General features: G+C 55.1%; 17 protein-coding genes. 11 read left to right on the forward strand and 6 right to left on the reverse strand.

Going from position 1 to position 16,947, the window contains the following annotated elements; translation table 11 throughout:
- Nucleotides 1-29: 29 nt before the first annotated feature.
- The 5 genes from OPU96_RS00995 (at nt 30) to OPU96_RS01015 (ending at nt 4,604) form a co-directional block, all read left to right on the forward strand.
- Complete coding sequence (locus OPU96_RS00995) at nt 30-284, forward strand: helix-turn-helix domain-containing protein (RefSeq protein ID WP_267863867.1); 255 nt, start codon at nt 30-32, stop codon at nt 282-284.
- Nucleotides 285-389: 105 nt separating this feature from the next.
- Nucleotides 390-1,346, forward strand: a complete 957-nt coding sequence (locus OPU96_RS01000) for a TIGR03756 family integrating conjugative element protein (RefSeq protein WP_267863866.1) — start codon at nt 390-392, stop codon at nt 1,344-1,346.
- A complete protein-coding gene (locus tag OPU96_RS01005) occupies nt 1,343-2,725 on the forward strand; it encodes an integrating conjugative element protein (protein ID WP_498558499.1) in 1,383 nt (460 codons plus the stop codon). The genes OPU96_RS01000 and OPU96_RS01005 overlap by 4 nt, the downstream gene beginning before the upstream one ends.
- A gap of 3 nt (nt 2,726-2,728) precedes the next feature.
- The gene (locus OPU96_RS01010) at nt 2,729-3,037 is read left to right on the forward strand and encodes a hypothetical protein (protein WP_498558500.1); all 309 of its coding nucleotides are present in this window, start codon (nt 2,729-2,731) and stop codon (nt 3,035-3,037) included.
- A gap of 10 nt (nt 3,038-3,047) precedes the next feature.
- The gene (locus OPU96_RS01015) at nt 3,048-4,604 is read left to right on the forward strand and encodes a conjugal transfer protein TraG N-terminal domain-containing protein (protein ID WP_498558501.1); all 1,557 of its coding nucleotides are present in this window, start codon (nt 3,048-3,050) and stop codon (nt 4,602-4,604) included.
- An 8-nt stretch (nt 4,605-4,612) separates the two neighbouring features.
- On the opposite strand, the gene OPU96_RS01020 is transcribed toward OPU96_RS01015, so the two are convergent.
- Nucleotides 4,613-4,978, reverse strand: a complete 366-nt coding sequence (locus OPU96_RS01020; RefSeq protein WP_267863862.1) for a DUF3742 family protein — start codon at nt 4,976-4,978, stop codon at nt 4,613-4,615.
- Between the two features lie 455 nt (nt 4,979-5,433).
- Between OPU96_RS01020 and OPU96_RS01025 the strand changes: the two genes are divergently transcribed.
- Both OPU96_RS01025 and OPU96_RS01030 read left to right on the forward strand, forming a co-directional pair.
- A complete protein-coding gene (locus OPU96_RS01025) occupies nt 5,434-5,763 on the forward strand; it encodes a hypothetical protein (RefSeq protein ID WP_044269229.1) in 330 nt (109 codons plus the stop codon).
- 135 nt (nt 5,764-5,898) lie between these two features.
- A complete protein-coding gene (locus OPU96_RS01030) occupies nt 5,899-6,858 on the forward strand; it encodes an ArdC family protein (protein WP_267863861.1) in 960 nt (319 codons plus the stop codon).
- A 140-nt stretch (nt 6,859-6,998) separates the two neighbouring features.
- Here the strand turns inward: OPU96_RS01030 and OPU96_RS01035 are convergent, their stop codons facing one another.
- Entirely contained in the window at nt 6,999-7,193 is a 195-nt protein-coding gene (locus tag OPU96_RS01035; protein ID WP_020300924.1) for a DUF7740 domain-containing protein, read from the reverse strand.
- Between the two features lie 222 nt (nt 7,194-7,415).
- Between OPU96_RS01035 and mobH the strand changes: the two genes are divergently transcribed.
- Entirely contained in the window at nt 7,416-9,140 is a 1,725-nt protein-coding gene (gene mobH, locus OPU96_RS01040; protein ID WP_267863860.1) for a MobH family relaxase, read from the forward strand.
- A 74-nt stretch (nt 9,141-9,214) separates the two neighbouring features.
- On the opposite strand, the gene OPU96_RS01045 is transcribed toward mobH, so the two are convergent.
- From OPU96_RS01045 to OPU96_RS01060, 4 genes are all read right to left on the reverse strand, one after another.
- A complete protein-coding gene (locus OPU96_RS01045) occupies nt 9,215-11,008 on the reverse strand; it encodes a hypothetical protein (protein ID WP_267863859.1) in 1,794 nt (597 codons plus the stop codon).
- Between the two features lie 2 nt (nt 11,009-11,010).
- Nucleotides 11,011-11,502 (reverse strand): ABC-three component system middle component 2, encoded by a 492-nt coding sequence (locus OPU96_RS01050; protein WP_413705288.1) that lies wholly within the window; start codon nt 11,500-11,502, stop codon nt 11,011-11,013.
- Nucleotides 11,490-12,530, reverse strand: coding sequence for an ABC-three component system protein (locus tag OPU96_RS01055; RefSeq protein ID WP_267863858.1), 1,041 nt, complete (start codon nt 12,528-12,530; stop codon nt 11,490-11,492). Before OPU96_RS01055 ends, OPU96_RS01050 begins: the two co-directional genes overlap by 13 nt.
- Nucleotides 12,531-13,647: 1,117 nt before the next feature.
- Nucleotides 13,648-14,265, reverse strand: coding sequence for a TetR/AcrR family transcriptional regulator (locus OPU96_RS01060; RefSeq protein ID WP_034104203.1), 618 nt, complete (start codon nt 14,263-14,265; stop codon nt 13,648-13,650).
- Nucleotides 14,266-14,397: 132 nt separating this feature from the next.
- On the opposite strand from OPU96_RS01060, the gene OPU96_RS01065 reads away from it, so the two are divergent.
- The 3 genes from OPU96_RS01065 to OPU96_RS01075 all read left to right on the forward strand — a co-directional run bounded on the left by OPU96_RS01065 (nt 14,398) and on the right by OPU96_RS01075 (nt 16,790).
- Nucleotides 14,398-14,838: a hotdog fold domain-containing protein gene (locus OPU96_RS01065; RefSeq protein ID WP_267863857.1), complete on the forward strand. Its 441-nt coding sequence runs from the start codon at nt 14,398-14,400 to the stop codon at nt 14,836-14,838.
- Between the two features lie 238 nt (nt 14,839-15,076).
- The gene (locus tag OPU96_RS01070; RefSeq protein ID WP_498558502.1) at nt 15,077-15,397 is read left to right on the forward strand and encodes a hypothetical protein; all 321 of its coding nucleotides are present in this window, start codon (nt 15,077-15,079) and stop codon (nt 15,395-15,397) included.
- A gap of 217 nt (nt 15,398-15,614) precedes the next feature.
- Nucleotides 15,615-16,790, forward strand: a complete 1,176-nt coding sequence (locus tag OPU96_RS01075; protein WP_267863855.1) for a hypothetical protein — start codon at nt 15,615-15,617, stop codon at nt 16,788-16,790.
- The last annotated feature ends 157 nt before the right edge of the window (nt 16,791-16,947 follow it).

Here is a 16,947-nt window from a genome sequence, read left to right on the forward strand (position 1 = left end):
GAGAGTCCCTCAGAGCGCAATTTGCGCGCATGACTCAAGACTACGAACAGCTTCGTCTGCATCTGGCGGAAAACATCCGCTGGATGAGACGCGTGAAAAGCCTGACCCAAGAGCAGCTCGCGCTCATGGCCGAGGTGGATCGCACCTACGTCAGTCAGATCGAACGATGCACGGGCAATCCGTCGCTGTTGGTCCTGTGCAAGCTCGCCAATATTTTCGAAATTACCGCAGATCAGTTACTTGTGGACCCCGACATCCTGCGCAGCGCCCTTCACGTCAAATAATAGTCTCACGTCTCACAAACCCGATAGACCCGCCTTCATAATTTCCACTGACAGTCTTCAGTCCGTAATCGAACCTGCCCAGGCCATACACCGAGAGCCTGGATCATGCCTGTTGCCTGCTCGTCAATCTCGCCCACAAAGCTACGGCCCCTGGCGCTGAGCGTCCTGCTGGCGTGCGGCCCAAGCGTGGCGCTGGACACCGCCAGCATCACGTCCTCCGTGCTTTCGCCAAATTGCCTCGCCTACAGGGTCGTCGGCATTTGTTTCTGGCTCCTCTGCACGCCCTTCGGCTGCACAGTCAAGACCTCGACCAAGGTTCGTCATTTCATTCCTGAGCTGGTGGTGTCGAGCTACGCCACCACCGGCAATAACCCATGGACCGAGATGGCTACCCTCTCCGCTCCCATCAGTGGTGCAGAAGGTGGCGGCAACCTGATCACGCCGAACACCCAGCGCGACAACCTGCCCCGCTTCAAGAACGTTGATGGCATCGGCCACCCCGGAGGTTGGGCTGCCACGCAATTGGCTTCGCAATCCGGCTATGCCTGCCCCAGCGGTGCAACTGCGTTCATGCCCTACTACCTGAGCACCCTGGACTCACTGGCCTGGCGCCATGGCATTCCGGAAAGTCTTTACCCCGAGTCGCTCATGCCGGGGATCCGTGAAATCGGTCGTCAGGCCTCAGGAAACATGTGGGGCAACGTTTATCCCCGGCAGGGTTTTCTGTTGCAGCCCGACGATTTCAAGGCGGCCGCAGTCATGGCGCAACGGGCCGGCGATGTGATTACCCGCAATTGGCAGCCGCATGCGTACTTACCACTCACGCCCGCCAAACGCGACGGCTACTGGCCGCCGGGTCCGATCGTTGAAAACGACGCTTCGACCCACAAATGGCAATTGCTCTACCCCCAGGTGCAGCCCACATGCGCCATCTTCCCCAGCGATCCGGTACAGAGCGCGGATGGCGGCTACGCCTGGTCACTGTGGCGGCCCTATAGCTGCTGCAAACGTGAGGGACAGACCTTCCTTTTCAGCATCGACTTCGAAGGAGGTGCTTCATGAATCGACTTCGCGCGCGACCATGGTTGGGCGTGGTGAGTTTGTCGCTCTACGGACTGCTCGCCATGGCCACTCATGCCCACGCCGCCGAGGGCGATTACCGCCTGGGTACTCAAGGCGAAGTACTCGACGACCGAGTGATATACACCATTGGTGGCGGCTCGGCAGTCGGCTCACCGAGTTCGCTCTACCGACCCAGTGGTCTCGGTGTCGGCGGGTCCTGGCGAGCAAACATGATGTGCGGAAACATGAGCCTCACCAATACCCTGCAGAACCAGCTGAACGGTGCCACCGAAGGTTTCCAGCAGATCATGGGCAGCATTGTGCAGAACGCGAGCCAAGCCGTGATGTCGCTGCCAGCATTGATCATCCAGCGCGCCAACCCCGGACTCTATGAGTTACTCAGCAACGGGGTGATGCAGGGGCGTATCGACTTCGACCGCTCCAAGCTGACCTGCCAGGCCATGGCCGAAAAGATGGCGGACAAGGTCGGTCAAGCCGGCTGGGGCGCGCTGGCTAAGAACCAAGAAATGCAGGGCAATCTGGAGCAAACCGGCGGTGATGCGGTGGCTGCGGTAAAAAATACCGAGACCCATAACGGCAACAATGGGGTGTCCTGGGTCGGCGGGCAGAAGGCTGGAGGTAGCGGGCAGACGCCCATCCGGGTGACCTCCGACGTAGTGCGCGCGGGCTACAACCTGCTGCATAACCGGACGGTGGACGACAGTGACTCAATCAGTAGCAGCGACTGCTTAGGCGGCGCTATTTGCCAGACCTGGGCCTCGCCCCAAGAGGAAACCGAATGGGCTGTTCGCGTGTTGGGCGAGAGCGAAGTCGCGACCTGCGACACCTGCGAAACCCTGCGTGCGACCGCTGGCAGCGGATTGACGCCGCTGATCCAGGAGGCCTACAGCGAACGCCTCAAGGCCCTGCAAGGGTTGCTGTCCGGCTCTCTGCCGCCTACTTCTGACAATCTGGCTAAAGCCTCCAGCCCGATGCTGCCGGTGACCCGTGGTGTGATCGAAGCCCTGCGCGATGATCCCGACCAGGATCTGCTGGCACGGCGTCTGGCCAGCGAGACGGCCTTGTCCAGCGTACTCGACAAGGCGCTCCTGCTACTGCGTACGCTACTGGCGGGCAGCCACGAACCCAACATCGCCTCCGCCGAACCGGCCCAGACCGCCTTAACGAAAAACATCGACGCTCTGGAGCGCGAAATACGCCTGCTGCAGACCGAACTGCAGGTCCGGCAGATGTTGGCCACCAACACCGCCAGCCTGGTGCTCGATCGGCATGCCGGTGGTGCCGATGCTTCGCGCACCGTCGAGCAAGGCGACCCGGAGCCGGGACGACTCAATGATGCTGACGCCAGGCGCAAGTGAGCCATGAAACGCTCACTCCTATTCACTTTGCTTTCAGGTCTGGGGATTGCCGCGGTGATGATCCTGAGCGCCGCACTGGTCGCCTGGATCGGCCGCACTGCGCTGGGCAGTTTCGAGGTCTGGCAGCAGGCATTCGAATCCGTACGGCCCTATCTGCGGTGGTGGCGCGTCCTGCTCTACGTCGCCCTCTTTGCGCTCTGGTGGGATCTGCTTCGGCGCTACCGACATCGACCACAGGAGCGACTGCGCGTGAAACGCATCGGAGCATTAGGGCTCGTGCTCTTTACTTGCGTCGAACTCTCCCGACTGTGAGGTCACCACCATGCTCATGAGCACCAACAGCTACCTGGAGTTTTACCTCTCCCTGCTGGCCTGGATCATCAACAACGGCCTCTGGAGTGTCCTGTCCGACACCGGGCTGTTCGCCGCGCCCTTTGGTGCAATCATCTTGCAGGAATGGTTGTCTGCCCGTCAGCAAGGCGCGGATGAAGGCAACAAGGGACTGCTCTCGGTGCCGCGGATCGAGAACCGGTTGTGGCTGGCCTACATCGTCGTGTTGTTCGGTTGCGCGCCGGTCTTTCCGTTGAGCCTCTCGTCAATGACGTTCGATGATGCGGCGAGTCAGCGCTGCGGCGTGAGTGTGGCCAAACCGACGGAAACCGCCTGGGGGACGACCTTCAATACTATCGGCGAACGCTCCGCTAACGTACCAATCTGGTGGTTTCTGGTGCATGCCTTGAGCAAAGGCGTGACCGCGGCGGCCACCGCTTCCATCCCCTGTGCGCCGGATATCCGGCAGATGCGCATGGAGATCGACAGCTCGCGCATCGACAGTCAGGTACTGCTGCAGGAAGTTGCCGACTTCACTCGCGATTGCTATGGCTATTCCCGCTCTCGGCTATTCACCAATCGCCCGCAGTTGGACAAGGCAAAAAGTCACGACGCGTCCTGGATCGGCTCAAGCTATTTTCTCGATACGCCTGGCTATTACGACACCGATCGCTCACGCACGCCGCGAGTCAGTTGGTCGTATGACGAAAACCGCGATGCCTCATTGCCTCGATTAGAGAATGGTGCGGGCTACCCCACCTGCAAGCAGTGGTGGAGCGATAGCGGTGTTGGGTTACGCGAACGTTTGATCGAGCAGGTCGATCCCTCGCTGCTGACTCAGCTGAAAGGTTGGTTGACTGGCCGTTCGAGCAACAAGATCGAGGATGCCACCTTGCGCGAGCTGGTCAGCCCGCGCCAGCAATCGATGTCCATGTCGCCCGGACAGGTATACCAGGACTATGGCTCTAGCGCTCGTGGCGGCTCGATCAATCAGGGGCTCAATAACCTGGCCACCAACACTGGGTTGGCCCTCGGCTCCTTCAGCAACTTCCCAGCGATGAATGCGCTACGCGCCGCTCTGCCGATGGTGCAGGCCTTCCTCATCATGGGCGTCATCATCAGCTTGCCGTTGATCCTGCTGGTCAGTACCTACCAGCTGAAGACTGTCATGACCGTGACGTTCGCGCTGTTCACGCTGCACATGCTGAGTTTCTGGTGGGAACTCGCCCGCTGGGTCGACTCCAGCATGCTCGATACGCTGTACAACCAGGTTTCGGCGTCCAATCAAGTGTTGTTATCGCTGCCCACATCCGGGTTTATGGATGGGACGGTCACGGCGCAGGTAATTGAGTATGTGATGGGGGCGATGTTCATCGTGCTGCCGATGGTTTTTCTAGCCACCATGAGTTGGGCCGGATATAGCGTAGGTTCAGGCGTAGAAGGAATGCTCAGCAGGGGAACCCACGCAGCACAGACAGCGAGCTCTAACGGAACCTCTCAGTTGATGAGCGGTGCAAGAATTATTTCAGGTAAATCGGGCTCAAAATAACCACGAAGTTACTTTAGTGAACCCCATTTATCGTACCGCTCAGGCCAAGACGTCCTATGTATTGGATCATCGAGATCATCAATATCTGGAGTGTCTGAATCTTGAACTGGGATAGCTGCTAATGCGACGAATGTGCACACCAGAACAAACAACCAGAAGCTAACAAAAAGAAATGCACCAAGCAGGGTCAACTGGGCAATCCAAAAACTCCCGCGAACAAGTAATTTACCTGCGGGCATACCTGCCGCCACCGCACGCTCAGCTACGCGGGACTCAAACATTTTCAACTTACGGTAACCACACTTTACCGACATGCCACATGCGTACGCCCAGCGGTGGGCACATGAATTCTGAACAGGTTGCTGAGTCGGCATGGTCTCGCCCTCTTCTGAGCGTTTTCATGGTTGAGACAGGAATAACAGCCTACTACTGAAAACGGTCCGTGCCTGACCGTTTATCAGTTTACCCGGCCGAATAATCTTCACTGGAAGACAGAAGACTAGCCGCGTGAAACAGCGTCTCTACAGCGATTGACCCATATAAATCGTCCGGTTAAATACAAGGTACGGATCGCTGTTATCGACAGTACCCTGCCCAGGTAGCCAGAGCCTTCAAGGCTACGTCACTTTGCTGATGGTTCTCCCCAAGTGCGATTAGCGTTCGGTGGCTCGCACGGTGACCGTTTCTACGGTGATGAACGCCTATTGCTCTCCTGAGCGCCTTCCGAGCTCTGCTCGCCAGGCAAACCTTCTTGTTTTTCTTCAACCCACTGCGGGGAAATTCTATCCCCCACGGGATGGTCTCTTCGCGCTTTCAACGGAGACACACCATGTCCGACTCACTTACACCCGAAGCTCTGAACACCCTTCGATTGCCCATTGTGTTCACTCCTGGCGCGTGGCAACGCGCAGTACTGCTCGAGCGCTCAGGTCATCCTGAGAAGCTGCAGGTCGATCGGTTGAGCAACGTATTGCGCGCAGCTTTCGAGGCTCACCTGACCTCTCCACACGAGCCCTATGTGGTGTTCGAGGTAGCCCACATCGCGTCAACGGGTCATCCACGCCAAAACCCCTTGCTGCAACTGAGCCTAAGCCTGCTCCTCGAGCCAGGCCAGCCTAACGCCTTGCTGATAGCGCTTGCAGGAGAACATCAACGCTAAACGCATACGGTCGTACTCGGCCCCCCGATCCACACTCAGATGGCATGCAAGCCCTGCATCAATCCAACCATCACCCACCGGGGAACCCTCCCCGACGGGCAAGGCGTTCCTCCGTTTTCTCTCGAGGAAAATGCCATGCGCGATATCTACCAAGACGTGACTGACAAGATCGTGACCGCTTTGGATCAAGGCGTTGCCCCCTGGATCAAACCCTGGTCCTCAAGTGGCTCAGCTTACATCGGTCATCAACCCTACCCCATCAACGCCATCACGCATCGTCCCTACTCGGGGATCAATTTACCGTTGCTCTGGGCCGAGGCCAGGTTGCAGGGGTTCACTCAAGATCGTTGGCTGACCTTCAACCAAGCCAAAAAAGCCGGTGGGTACATCCGTAAGGGAGAGCAAAGTACCCTAGCAGTGCTCTACAAGCCGATGGAGCGCGAGGAACAGACCGAGTCAGGCCAACCCGTACTCGATGAAAACGGTCAGCCCAAGGTCGCTTACTTTGGCATTCTCAGGACGCATTTTCTGTTCAATATCGAGCAAACGGAGGGGGTCGAAATGCTCAATGAAACCCTGCTCGAGACGGAGAAGAGTGATCCCTTCCAGCCCAACAGCACTGCGGAAAACCTGCTGTTAAGTTCGGGTGCACACATCGTTCATCGATCTACCGACGAAGCCTTTTACCACCCGATCAGGGATCTCATCCAACTGCCGACAAAAGCGCAATTTCACGACGAAGGTGGGTACTACGCCACCGCACTGCACGAGCTGACGCACTGGACTGGGCATCACGCTCGGTTGCAGCGCGAAGGCGTGACCTCATCCTGTCCGTTCGGCTCGCCAGGCTACGCCTTTGAGGAGTTGATCGCCGAAATGGGCGCTGCGTTTTTATGTGCCTACACCGGTATACAGGGAGAGCTGCGGCACGAGGGCTACATCGATTCCTGGCTCGGCCTGCTCAAGGCTGACAAGCGTGCGATCTTTCGCGCCAGTGGACACGCCCGAAGCGCCTCGGAGTATGTTCTCCACCTGGAGCAGCAACTGAAGCAAGCGGTCTTGGATGACTCACTATGCATGAACGACGGAGCTTAATTGTTACCTCACCACTGCAAACGTTTCACAGGGCCCAACGCGAGTTGAGCCCTTTTTTCTGTTCCCTGAAAACAGACGACATTACGCTGCGAGCCCCTCACGCAAAGAACAACAGAGGGGCGCACACCCGCAGCATGCCGTTATGTATCCAGGTTCTGCGCCAGAAAATCCACCAGCTCGAGCGGACTCCGGCTATCGATCACCTTGTAGATCAGATCGCGTTTACTGCGCGGCAACTTCTTGACCACGCTCTTCGCCGAAGCCCTGACGGCTTCGTCGGTCCCATGGATCCGTGCCGCAAGCAGCAGCACGAGCGTGGCGTCAGTGAGGTTCATGGCAAGACCCAAAAATATGCACCGCAGTGTACCGACTCTTTTCTTTTCCGTACTAGCCCCCCAACAAAACTATGCCTAGCAGTATCCATATTCCGATTGCCGCACAAAGGGACACCAGCCAAAAGGACGGGTAAGGGTTAGAAGGGAATGGGGACTCAAGGGTAAGAGCCCTATCCGAAAAGGCTAAAAGGCCACTGACCCAGCCACTTCCCGGAGGTCACGATGCTCAACCTGTTTCGCCGCAAAAGGCAGACGCCTCCTCCGCCACCGACCGTGAGCATCGCCGAAGGCTACCTACCGATCGAGTCGGCCCACAGCTTGTTAGCCGCGGAGCACCGCCGCCAGTTACTCGATCGCATCTGGCAGTACACCGCCCTCTCCCACGCCCAATTCACCCAGCTCTATTTAAATCCGATCCATCGTTACGCCGAACGGGTCCAGCAACTGCCCGCCAGCGAGACGCACCATCATGCGTATCTCGGCGGCATGCTCGACCATGGCCTAGAACTGGTAGCCTGCAGTCTGAAACTGCGCCAATCCTATCTGCTGCCCACCGGTGCCGCACCCGAAGACCAAGCCGCCCAGACCGATGCCTGGTCGGCTGGCATCGCCTATGGCGCCCTGCTGCATGACATCGGCAAGATCGCCGTGGACCTGCTGGTCGAACGCCAGGATGGTAGTCCCTGGCATCCCTGGCAGGGTCCGCTGGATCAACCCTACCGTTTTCGTTACCTCAAGGGTCGGGATTACCATTTGCATGGCGCCGCCGCGGGTTTGCTCTACACCCAGATTCTCGACAGGCCGATATTGGATTGGCTCAGTGGATTTCCGTCACTGTGGGCTAGCCTGCTGTATGTCCTGGCCGGCCAGTACGAACGTGCCGGCGTGCTGGGCGAGTTGGTGATTCAAGCCGACCGTGTCTCCACCGCGCAGAATATCGGAGGTAACCCAAGCAAGGCGCTGCAAACACCGATTCATTCGTTGCAACACCACTTGATCAGCGGACTGCGTCATCTGGTTCAGCACGAGCTGAAACTCAACCAGCCAGGTGCCGCAGCATGGCTGACCCAGGACGCACTGTGGCTGGTCAGCAAAACGGTCACCGACAAGTTGCGAGCCTACTTGCTGTCGCAATCGATCGAAGGTATTCCCACGTCCAACATAGCGGTGTTCGACGAATTGCAATCGCATCGGCTGGTCGAGTCGACCCCCGAAGGCAAAGCCATCTGGACCGCACTCGTCGCCCAGGGAAACTGGCAAAAAACCTTCACCTTTCTGCGACTCCAACCGGCTTTGATCTGGGGAAATGAGGACCGCCCTGAAGCTTTCAGCGGAACGGTGAGCATTGCGGCCGATGACCACCCGACTGCCGTTCCGGTACCACCACCTGCGCCCGAGACAGTCAGTACAAGATCAACTCAAAGCCCATCGCAGCCCGAGCCACTGGCGATGGAAGATGCCGACTACCTCGGCACGCTGTTGGATATGTTCGAGCTGGAAGAGCCTGAGGTCAGCGACACATCGTCAGCAGGCATCCTCGAAATCTCAAATTCCTCATCGGACAACCCTGGTCAAGCATTCCTGAGTTGGGTCAAGGAAGGCATCCTGAGCCACAAGCTGGTCATCAATGACAGCAAGGCCAAAATCCACACGGTGAGTGGCAGCGTATTTCTGGTCACGCCGGGACTTTTCCAACGCTACGCGCAGGAGTTTCCTGGTATCTCACAGGGGGCCGATCAAGAAGTTGAAGAATGGCGCTGGGTGCAGAAGCAGTTTGAGAAACTGAAGATCCACAGGAAGCGAGACAACGGTCTGAATATCTGGGCGTGCCAAGTGCAAGGCCCTAGGAAGAAAACCATCCTGAAGGGGTATCTAATTAAGGAGCCGAAGCTATTTTTTGAATTGATACCACCCGATAACCCTTTTCTTAAAATCGAAACAGATTAATTCCCGTGGTGCTCAATGGCTGTCATTAATCCCTTTGTTTTCTCGACCTGCATAATTTCAATACCTGTTTGACCCTACGGGTAAAAACCAGTACGTCCCTCGTCCCCTGCATCTCCAACAAACTCAATAGGTTTAAGCAGTTCACGCGCGATCTGCTTCAGATCCTGATTTTCAAGAATGATGATCTGGCCCGGGCCGGACCAATTAGCAAGCCAGCTATAGAAGCGGTCAGTTACCGTGAGGACTGCAACATCTCGCTGCTCCTTACTTTTGGGGTCAGCATAAGACTTTAAAGGCGAGTCAATGACGACGAATCCGAGATGCGGGTACCCCTTTTCTATAGCATGAGCCATTACGGCAACGGTTAGCGCTGCCAAGAAAATGGATCGTTTACCTGCACCAAAATCAAGGCGTGCACGACCGTTAATGGTGAGGTCGCATACATTCGCATCTAGCAATACAGAATCGATCAGTTCAAAACCCCAAGCATGCAAATACTCCTTTGCAAGCGAAGCTACATCTGTGGCGGCATCGCCGACATTACGCTCGAGACGCGTTTGCTTGCCGCCTTTGAATTTTGACAGGCGTTCAATTTCGGCGATTAGGTGGCTTTCCTCTTCGAATTTGGCTAGATATTCAGAAAGCTCACTGCGACGCAAGGCTAGAGACTTAGGATCTCCGCTGAACTCCTGATGCGTTGATGCTGAACGTTTACGCTCTTCTTGTTCCAACTGTTTAAGGCTTTCGCTCCACTCTCGGCTTTGGGCATCAATCTCCGAAACGCGTTGGAGCTCGCGTTTCAGGGCATCAGCCAATCCGTGACGTAAAACAGAGATTTTTTCCAGCTCCACCTTCAGGGCTCGTCTGTAGAGATCTTGATTGCCTTGAATAAGCTGTCGCTGATCGGTTTGCACTCCAGGCGGAGCGCAGCACAAGGGGCATGGCACCTCAGTTAGCGCTTGAAACATAGACACACCCTCCCAGGTTGCGCCTAGCCGCTCACTATCACTACGATACTTTTCATCAAGCAACTCAAAACGGTCGGCCATAGCTCGACTGTGCTCACGTTTGGATCGAGCATCGATCAGTTGTCTTTCGACACTATAAATCTGCTCACGAACATCACGCAGATGCGACGCCCGCTCATCATAACGTTGTGTCATGGCTCCTAGAACGCTATCGACCCTTTCAAGAGCATCGACTATCTCGTCACGGCTCTGATCGGATGGCAGTTCCGATCGCACTCGTTTTAAGCTTTCTTCGGCTCCTAATACTTTCCCAACAATCTGTTGTTTTTCCGCGTTTGACTTGGTCAGCTCAATCGCAGCGTCATCGCTGCCAGTGATGAACATGTGGAATGCGGCAATACGCTGAGTCGCCGATACCACCTGGCCACTAGTCGGGTCTTCACTGATCATGTTCGGCTGCGATAGAAGAAACCAGTGACGTAAATCCCCGCCCGTTACAGATCCCTTTTTTGCACGAGATCGAAGTAAAAGCTTGCCAGCAGCACCCGACATTTTTACAAGAAAATCACCTATATCTTCTTCAAGCTCCTCACGAGCATGCACACCGTCCGCGGCTAATGTAAATGAGCTCAGCCTTGTCTCCCCTCCAGCCAATGCCCGGCGAACTTCATACAACTGCCCATCACCATCCAGCTGCAAGGTAAGGGTGTCGTATCCGGTTGCCTGAGGGATTTTCTTGGGGTTTTTCTCGCCACCAAGGAGTACCCATAAACAGTCGCGAATGTAGGATTTACCCGTGTCACTTGGCCCACGGACGAGTGTTGCTGGAAACTTAAAATCAATGAGCGCGTCTGGCTTTCCCGGTCCGGATGCCTTCAGCTGAATAAGCGCGACAGCCATGTCTACAATAGCCTCCTTACGGTCTCAAGTTCGGCACCCCACAGGTGCCCTTTTTCAGCGAACTCACTCTGCAACGCGCTTGACTCTTTTGCTCCGAATCGAGTTGCAACCCACCTGCATCTAGTCTCGAGCTCTCGCCAGTACTTTGAGGATAGGGAGCCAACCATCGTGAAGCTGCTTGGCCCAGCCACATAGGTCATACCTCGATCATCCAGTACAACATCGACCAAGCCACGCGTGCTCATCAGGTACAAACCCTGCTCGATTCGCTCACGTCTGCTGAACAACTCGGCGTTACGAAAGGGTACTGGAGTATGAAGACTATCGGGCCCTCCGACGTCGCTCGAGTACACAATTGCATAATCCAATAACACCAATTTTTGAAGATCAGCGCCTTCAGGTCGAAGCGCTGACAGCAGGTAAACCATCCTTAGCCCCAGCTCGAAAGGGGTATTGAACAGTTCGGGTTGCTTCCTTGATTTTATCGAACCCATTTTAAGTGCTTGTCATTAACTAAGTGATGGCATGTGCCCGGCAAATCTCCGCCCCGAAGTCGAGGATGCAGAGCACTATCTGTGAGAGCGACGCTACTAACTGCACCTATGGCTGCATCATGGCGCTCCATCCCCGTTTTTAAACTTGGGCTGTACACCTTTAGCTTGATCCCTTTTCTAACCATATCGAGAAGTTTTGCGAACTCGTCCTCTAGGTAAATATCGCGGCTAAACCGTTTTAGCCCTTCCGCAGAGTAAAAAGTCTCGCGAGCAGCAGCAAAATGGTCGTTGTAAATTTCTGAGTCGAGAACATCCTTCAATGCTATTGGCGTACCATCGAGCTCACCATACACATTAAGGAGCTCAGTCACATACACCATCTCGTATGCTTGAGCTTCATTCGGCACTTCGGGATCGTCACCGCGCTCAGGCTCGATGCCGAATAGCTTGTAGTGTGCGGAGGAATCTTGCTCGTGCCATGCAAGGAGGTCATGAACCAAGTACTCTTCGAAACGGCTGAAATCGAACGCGATCACAAACGCCTCCATCTCTGGAGTCAGCTTCGCCTTCTCAGGCCCTAGGCCTTGGGAACCCGATCTCCATGCAGCAAGAAACGTTTCGCGAAGCTTTTGAGGGTCAGCCAGCAAATCATGAAGATCAGGCCCTGCATTAAGAGGGGCACAAAAATAATACTTACGAGGAACCGGGTAACTTTTCGACAGTAAATGGCCAAGAAATTTAGCTATTTCCGGAAAGGCTTCACTGGGCGTCAATCGGTCTTTATAGTGTTTTGCTTGAAAAAGGTCCCAACCATCAGCCACAAGTGCACCCTGGAAGCGCGCTTCTACATCCCGTCCTTTGTCATTGGCATTACCCAGCCGCTTAACCTGAAAATACCTTCCGCCATGCCGGCAAGCATCCTCGATAAAAAGCTCCCATTCTTTATCCGATATATGCATCAGATACACTGAGGGAGGGACTGCTCCGCGCTTGACGACGAGTTGATTTGGGGCCGTTTTCTTGGGCATGAGGAGCTTCGGCAATATTCTTTTTCGGCGTTGCGCCCACGTTGCGAGCATACAACTCACTTGTGCTGCCACTATGCCATATTGCCATTCAATGGAACACATCGGGCTTGCTTGAGTGGAGCCGACTGCCAAAGCCCTCCTTAGGCTCACGCCGCTTAGAATTAGAAAGCCCCGAAAACCGCCACGTGAATGCATTATTCCATAACTGTCGGTACTCGGTGCCGCGGACCAGCTTGTGAATCACCAGCATGTTCGGATGCAGCGAGGACTAAAGGCTACATTTGGTAGATAGTATCCTGTCGCGACCGGTAGCTCGGCCACAAGCGGGCTCCAACCTGTAGCACTGACAGGCGTAGATCAGCAGAGACAAGGCAGTGCCCCATTACACCCCCTCAGACGTCGAAGCTAACTAGATCCAGAATATCCGTGGGAGTAAATGTGGGAGTATTTTTTCAGACATGAAAAAGCCCAACCTTTTCAGATTGGGCTAACTCATTGAAAAATATGGTCGGGACGGAGTGATTCGAACACTCGACCCCTAGCACCCCATACAGGGGTAGTTGGATATTGGCGCTTACAACGGCGATGGTCAACCGGACGGTAAAGGTCGCAGCCTAATTCTCATCGCCGATATGTCCATCCGCTCCTGGCCGCCCATCGACGAAGAGTCGAAGCCGAAAACCAGGTCGGTGCATAAGCCTGACGCGCACGAAGACATCGTCGCCATCGAGCGCACTAGCGAGTCGTTGCAGGCCCTGCCGCTGATAGGTAGCGGGTTCTCGGCACCGGTAAACTTCTGCGTGTCAAGCAGAACATTGTAGCCTCCCCCCGCCCGGGCAGGTCAAGGCTGTCTCGGCCGACCTGGCCCACCCTGGACCTCGTCGCCGGCTGCACCTTCGGCGAAAGCAAGTCGCGGTCGGAGTTGAACCTGCGCAATCACTACAGCTCGACAGGCCTGGAGACCAACATCCAGCTGTACCGCGTTGGTGTAGTCAGCGTTCTCAGCAGCCAGGCAAGCGCCAACAGCCCCAAGACCCAAGACCCAAAAAAGACTCGACGCTACCCACCAGGAAACCGAAGTTTGCAAAGCCCGACTGAACAGGGCTATGGCTGCTGATTATATTGCGACCAGTGAATTCCAGGCAGCTTTTGCAAGCAACACGCGATGGTGCTTTGGGCTTTTGTTAACCCTGCCTGAAAGCCAGGCGCGGGAGTAATTTTCTGCTGCACCCACGATTAGGGACGGTATCAGCTCCAGCGGCAAGTGGCTGAAACAGGCCTTTCGATCTTCCCTCTCCATCCATTCCAACAGTTGTTGATTGCGCTTTTTGTTGCGTGAAATCAGTTCATCCTTGAACGGACCGCTCATAACGGCAAATCGACTCTGGAAAACAAAGCGGGCCCACTCTGGTTGTTCGTCGACCCAGTCGACGAAGCTGAACACTAACGCTGTTACGCCAGACTCAGCAGTATCAGCGTCTTCCAGATAGTCGCTCCGCAGTGACGCTTGGTCTTCAAGAGCTGCAAAGAAGAGAGCCGCAATAAGGCCATCCTTATTACCAAAATGGTGATAGATCGCACCCACGCTTGTCTCGCACGCAACACGGACGTGCTCAATTGTCGTGGCCTCAATTCCTAATTCGTTAAAGCTAATGAGTGCTTTCCGGAGAATAGTGCGTTTCAGATCACTGCGCCTTCCAGGGTATGTACGCTCGATCAGATCTGGTGATTGCATGGGAAAAACGCCAAATGAGCAGATTTTTAGGTTAGTCAGCCAAGCTATCAAAAGCGCATCTTGACGCGGCGATAATTTACAGAATATTGTTCTTTAACAGAACATAATTCTGTTTAATTCTGAGGATTTCCCATGAGCCAAGCTCTGAGCATGTTCAATAGTGTAGGTCCAGCTGCGTTCAGCAATCTGGCGTGTCAGATGGCACCCTATTTCAGCACTATCTCTCCTGAGATTTCTGAGTTAAAACCAGGTCACGCTGTCGTGAACGTACCGTTTCGCAAGGAAATCACGAACCATCTTTCATCTGTTCATGCAATTGCTCTGTGCAATGCAGCAGAGTTGGCGGGTGGGATGATGACTGATGCTTCAATTCCTTCAGGAGGCAAATGGATTCCCAAGGGCATGACCGTGGAATACCTGGCAAAGGCTAAATCGAGTATTCGTGCTGTTGCTGACGGTAGCGAGATTGATTGGGCGACTGCTGGCGATAAGATTGTCCCGGTCGACGTGTACGATGAAGCGGGCGTGAAGGTCTTCACGGCGAAAATTACAATGAACGTAAAATTAGGCTGAGTCGTAGTCAGTTTTTGCGTGAATCTAAATTCGTGTGACATCGAATAGCGCCGCTTATGTTCAAAAGGCCCCTACACTTGAAGCCAGTGTGGGGGCTTTTTTGTGGGCCGGTGAAAACCAGTCCCCCCTGCGCTGGTACACCAACCCCCACAGCGGTGGTTTTACGCAGTGACCGCTAATTCGATCAGGAAGCGCCTTCCTGGCGTTATCCCTCACCTCAACAATAATGGGTGAAAGAATGAGCGTCATATTCTCGCGCAATGGTGTCAGCATGCCCGATCTGGTCCGCACCAAACTCGCCAACCACCTGGCACGCCTCGGCCGCGCAGCAGATGTGCATACCTTGGCATTGGCCCAAGAGCGCGCAGAAGGTTTTGTGGAGGGGGTGGAAGCCGCACGTGCGCTAACCCCCGCTACGATTGAGGGGTTGTTTATCGCCGTTGAAGACGCCGCCGCACGCCGCCGGCGGGAACTGGCGCCATTCAGGCACCTTGAGCGCCTTGGTCAGCCAGCCCGCGATCCGCGAAACGGGGGGGGGTGGGCCGCGTGGCGTGGATAACCACGAAGGGCAGCCCCCGACCCACTGCAGCCGGTCAGGGTGAGGGCGGAAGTCGGCAATGTGCAGCCGACGACTAAGCCGAAAGACGTAAGGCGTTTGGTGAGTAATGCAGGCCAAGCATCATTGGGCGTTTATGTACCCTGGGGATGGCGACTGAATTAGCTATCGATCATCGAGCCTTTGATGGCAATTTGCGCATTTAACTTGCTGGAGGGGTATGCTGCATCACCCCAAGATTGGAGTGCGCATGTTGTTTAAAGCATTGTTGGAACTCGTCCTCTCGCTACGTGATACCTCCATAGAGGTCCATGAGTGGAATCAAAGTGATGTGAGGAGCCCGCGGCTTGCGAACGGATCAACGCTAGACATGGTTTCCACTAAACACCGGGATTTATCATTCAGCGGTTGTCAACTCGCCCACGCCGTTGTGAAAGCGGATTACCTGGATACCAGAAACTTGACGATGCCCGGAATCGGATTTCTATTCCAGGCAAGCGGTATAATAGATTTTGGCTCCTGCCCACTTGCACTCAAGCTTGGGGCAGGACGGGCGTTGAACGACTTTTCGTTGACTGGCATTACTGGCCGGGTCGGACAGGGGTTGGCCATGCTTTATGCGCATCGAATGGGTTTGAAATTTGCCGCGCATCTAAAGTCATACGTCAGCTCTTTGCCCAGCGGAAGTGTCGGTGCTGCTCATCAGAACGAACGCATGGCGGACTTCCTTTTTTCGAACGATCACGAAACCGTGCTGATCGAGGCCAAAGGCAGCTTTACACTGCTAGAAAACAACCCTAGCGACATAAAAAAGGTGCTTAAAAAGGCCTTGGAAAAGCAGGTTGATCCGTGGATGCGCTATCTACAACCCGCACCAAGCAATGGATATGTCATTTATTCCTGCCTTCGAGATAATGCGTCAGAGCCTTCTGCCATGTTCATTGTTGACCCCGAAGGAGATGACACTGAGCCATCTGAGTTACCAATGACTGTCGAGCAGGTTATCAGGGAAAACTACGCTGCCTGGCTTCGTGCGATGGGACTTTCAGATAGTGCCGGTCGGTTGCTGCGGCGTACGTCGGACGTAAGCCCGCCAGTAGAGTACAGTTTTCTTGTCGTCGAAATTGGCGGCCGTAAGTTTGCGTTCGTTGATCACTATCTGCGTATCGGTAACAGCCTCGTTTGGTGCTTTGAGCCATGCTTGGGCCTGGACTTTCAAGTCCTCCGCGCCATTTCATCTGTAATCCAATCCTCCCAAGAGTCGCTTCAAGATCTCTTGGGTAATTTTCCGGACCCAAGCGAAGCTAGCCGGACGTACGTTAGCGTCTTCCCCGACGGATCGATATTCAGTTTGATCGACTGGGATAGGTATTATGTTGAGCGGATAGTGCTGTGACGGCCCCCTGCTCAATGAGGAATAACAGCCCGTTCTGCCTTTGAGACGGTCGCAAACGAAAAGTAGCGCGCTGGATTCGCTTGCGCGGTCGGGGGCAGAGTATGTGCTTGGTATGGCTGAACCGAAGTGGTGTGGATGCTACCTTCTATGACGCGGT

Source organism: Pseudomonas sp. RP-B7, assembly GCF_059803535.1.

Bases quoted from the DNA above. Each gene is read 5' to 3' on its own strand.
- OPU96_RS00995 (WP_267863867.1), top strand. From the start codon at position 30: ATGACTCAAGACTACGAACAGCTTCGTCTGCATCTGGCGGAAAACATC.
- OPU96_RS01000 (WP_267863866.1), top strand. From the start codon at position 390: ATGCCTGTTGCCTGCTCGTCAATCTCGCCCACAAAGCTACGGCCCCTG.
- OPU96_RS01005 (WP_498558499.1), top strand. From the start codon at position 1,343: ATGAATCGACTTCGCGCGCGACCATGGTTGGGCGTGGTGAGTTTGTCG.
- OPU96_RS01070 (WP_498558502.1), top strand. From the start codon at position 15,077: ATGAGCGTCATATTCTCGCGCAATGGTGTCAGCATGCCCGATCTGGTC.
- OPU96_RS01035 (WP_020300924.1), bottom strand. From the start codon at position 7,193: ATGAACCTCACTGACGCCACGCTCGTGCTGCTGCTTGCGGCACGGATC.
- OPU96_RS01010 (WP_498558500.1), top strand. From the start codon at position 2,729: ATGAAACGCTCACTCCTATTCACTTTGCTTTCAGGTCTGGGGATTGCC.
- mobH (WP_267863860.1), top strand. From the start codon at position 7,416: ATGCTCAACCTGTTTCGCCGCAAAAGGCAGACGCCTCCTCCGCCACCG.
- OPU96_RS01060 (WP_034104203.1), bottom strand. From the start codon at position 14,265: ATGCAATCACCAGATCTGATCGAGCGTACATACCCTGGAAGGCGCAGT.
- OPU96_RS01020 (WP_267863862.1), bottom strand. From the start codon at position 4,978: ATGCCGACTCAGCAACCTGTTCAGAATTCATGTGCCCACCGCTGGGCG.
- OPU96_RS01015 (WP_498558501.1), top strand. From the start codon at position 3,048: ATGCTCATGAGCACCAACAGCTACCTGGAGTTTTACCTCTCCCTGCTG.
- OPU96_RS01025 (WP_044269229.1), top strand. From the start codon at position 5,434: ATGTCCGACTCACTTACACCCGAAGCTCTGAACACCCTTCGATTGCCC.
- OPU96_RS01065 (WP_267863857.1), top strand. From the start codon at position 14,398: ATGAGCCAAGCTCTGAGCATGTTCAATAGTGTAGGTCCAGCTGCGTTC.
- OPU96_RS01055 (WP_267863858.1), bottom strand. From the start codon at position 12,530: ATGCCCAAGAAAACGGCCCCAAATCAACTCGTCGTCAAGCGCGGAGCA.
- OPU96_RS01075 (WP_267863855.1), top strand. From the start codon at position 15,615: ATGCTGCATCACCCCAAGATTGGAGTGCGCATGTTGTTTAAAGCATTG.
- OPU96_RS01050 (WP_413705288.1), bottom strand. From the start codon at position 11,502: ATGGGTTCGATAAAATCAAGGAAGCAACCCGAACTGTTCAATACCCCT.
- OPU96_RS01045 (WP_267863859.1), bottom strand. From the start codon at position 11,008: ATGGCTGTCGCGCTTATTCAGCTGAAGGCATCCGGACCGGGAAAGCCA.
- OPU96_RS01030 (WP_267863861.1), top strand. From the start codon at position 5,899: ATGCGCGATATCTACCAAGACGTGACTGACAAGATCGTGACCGCTTTG.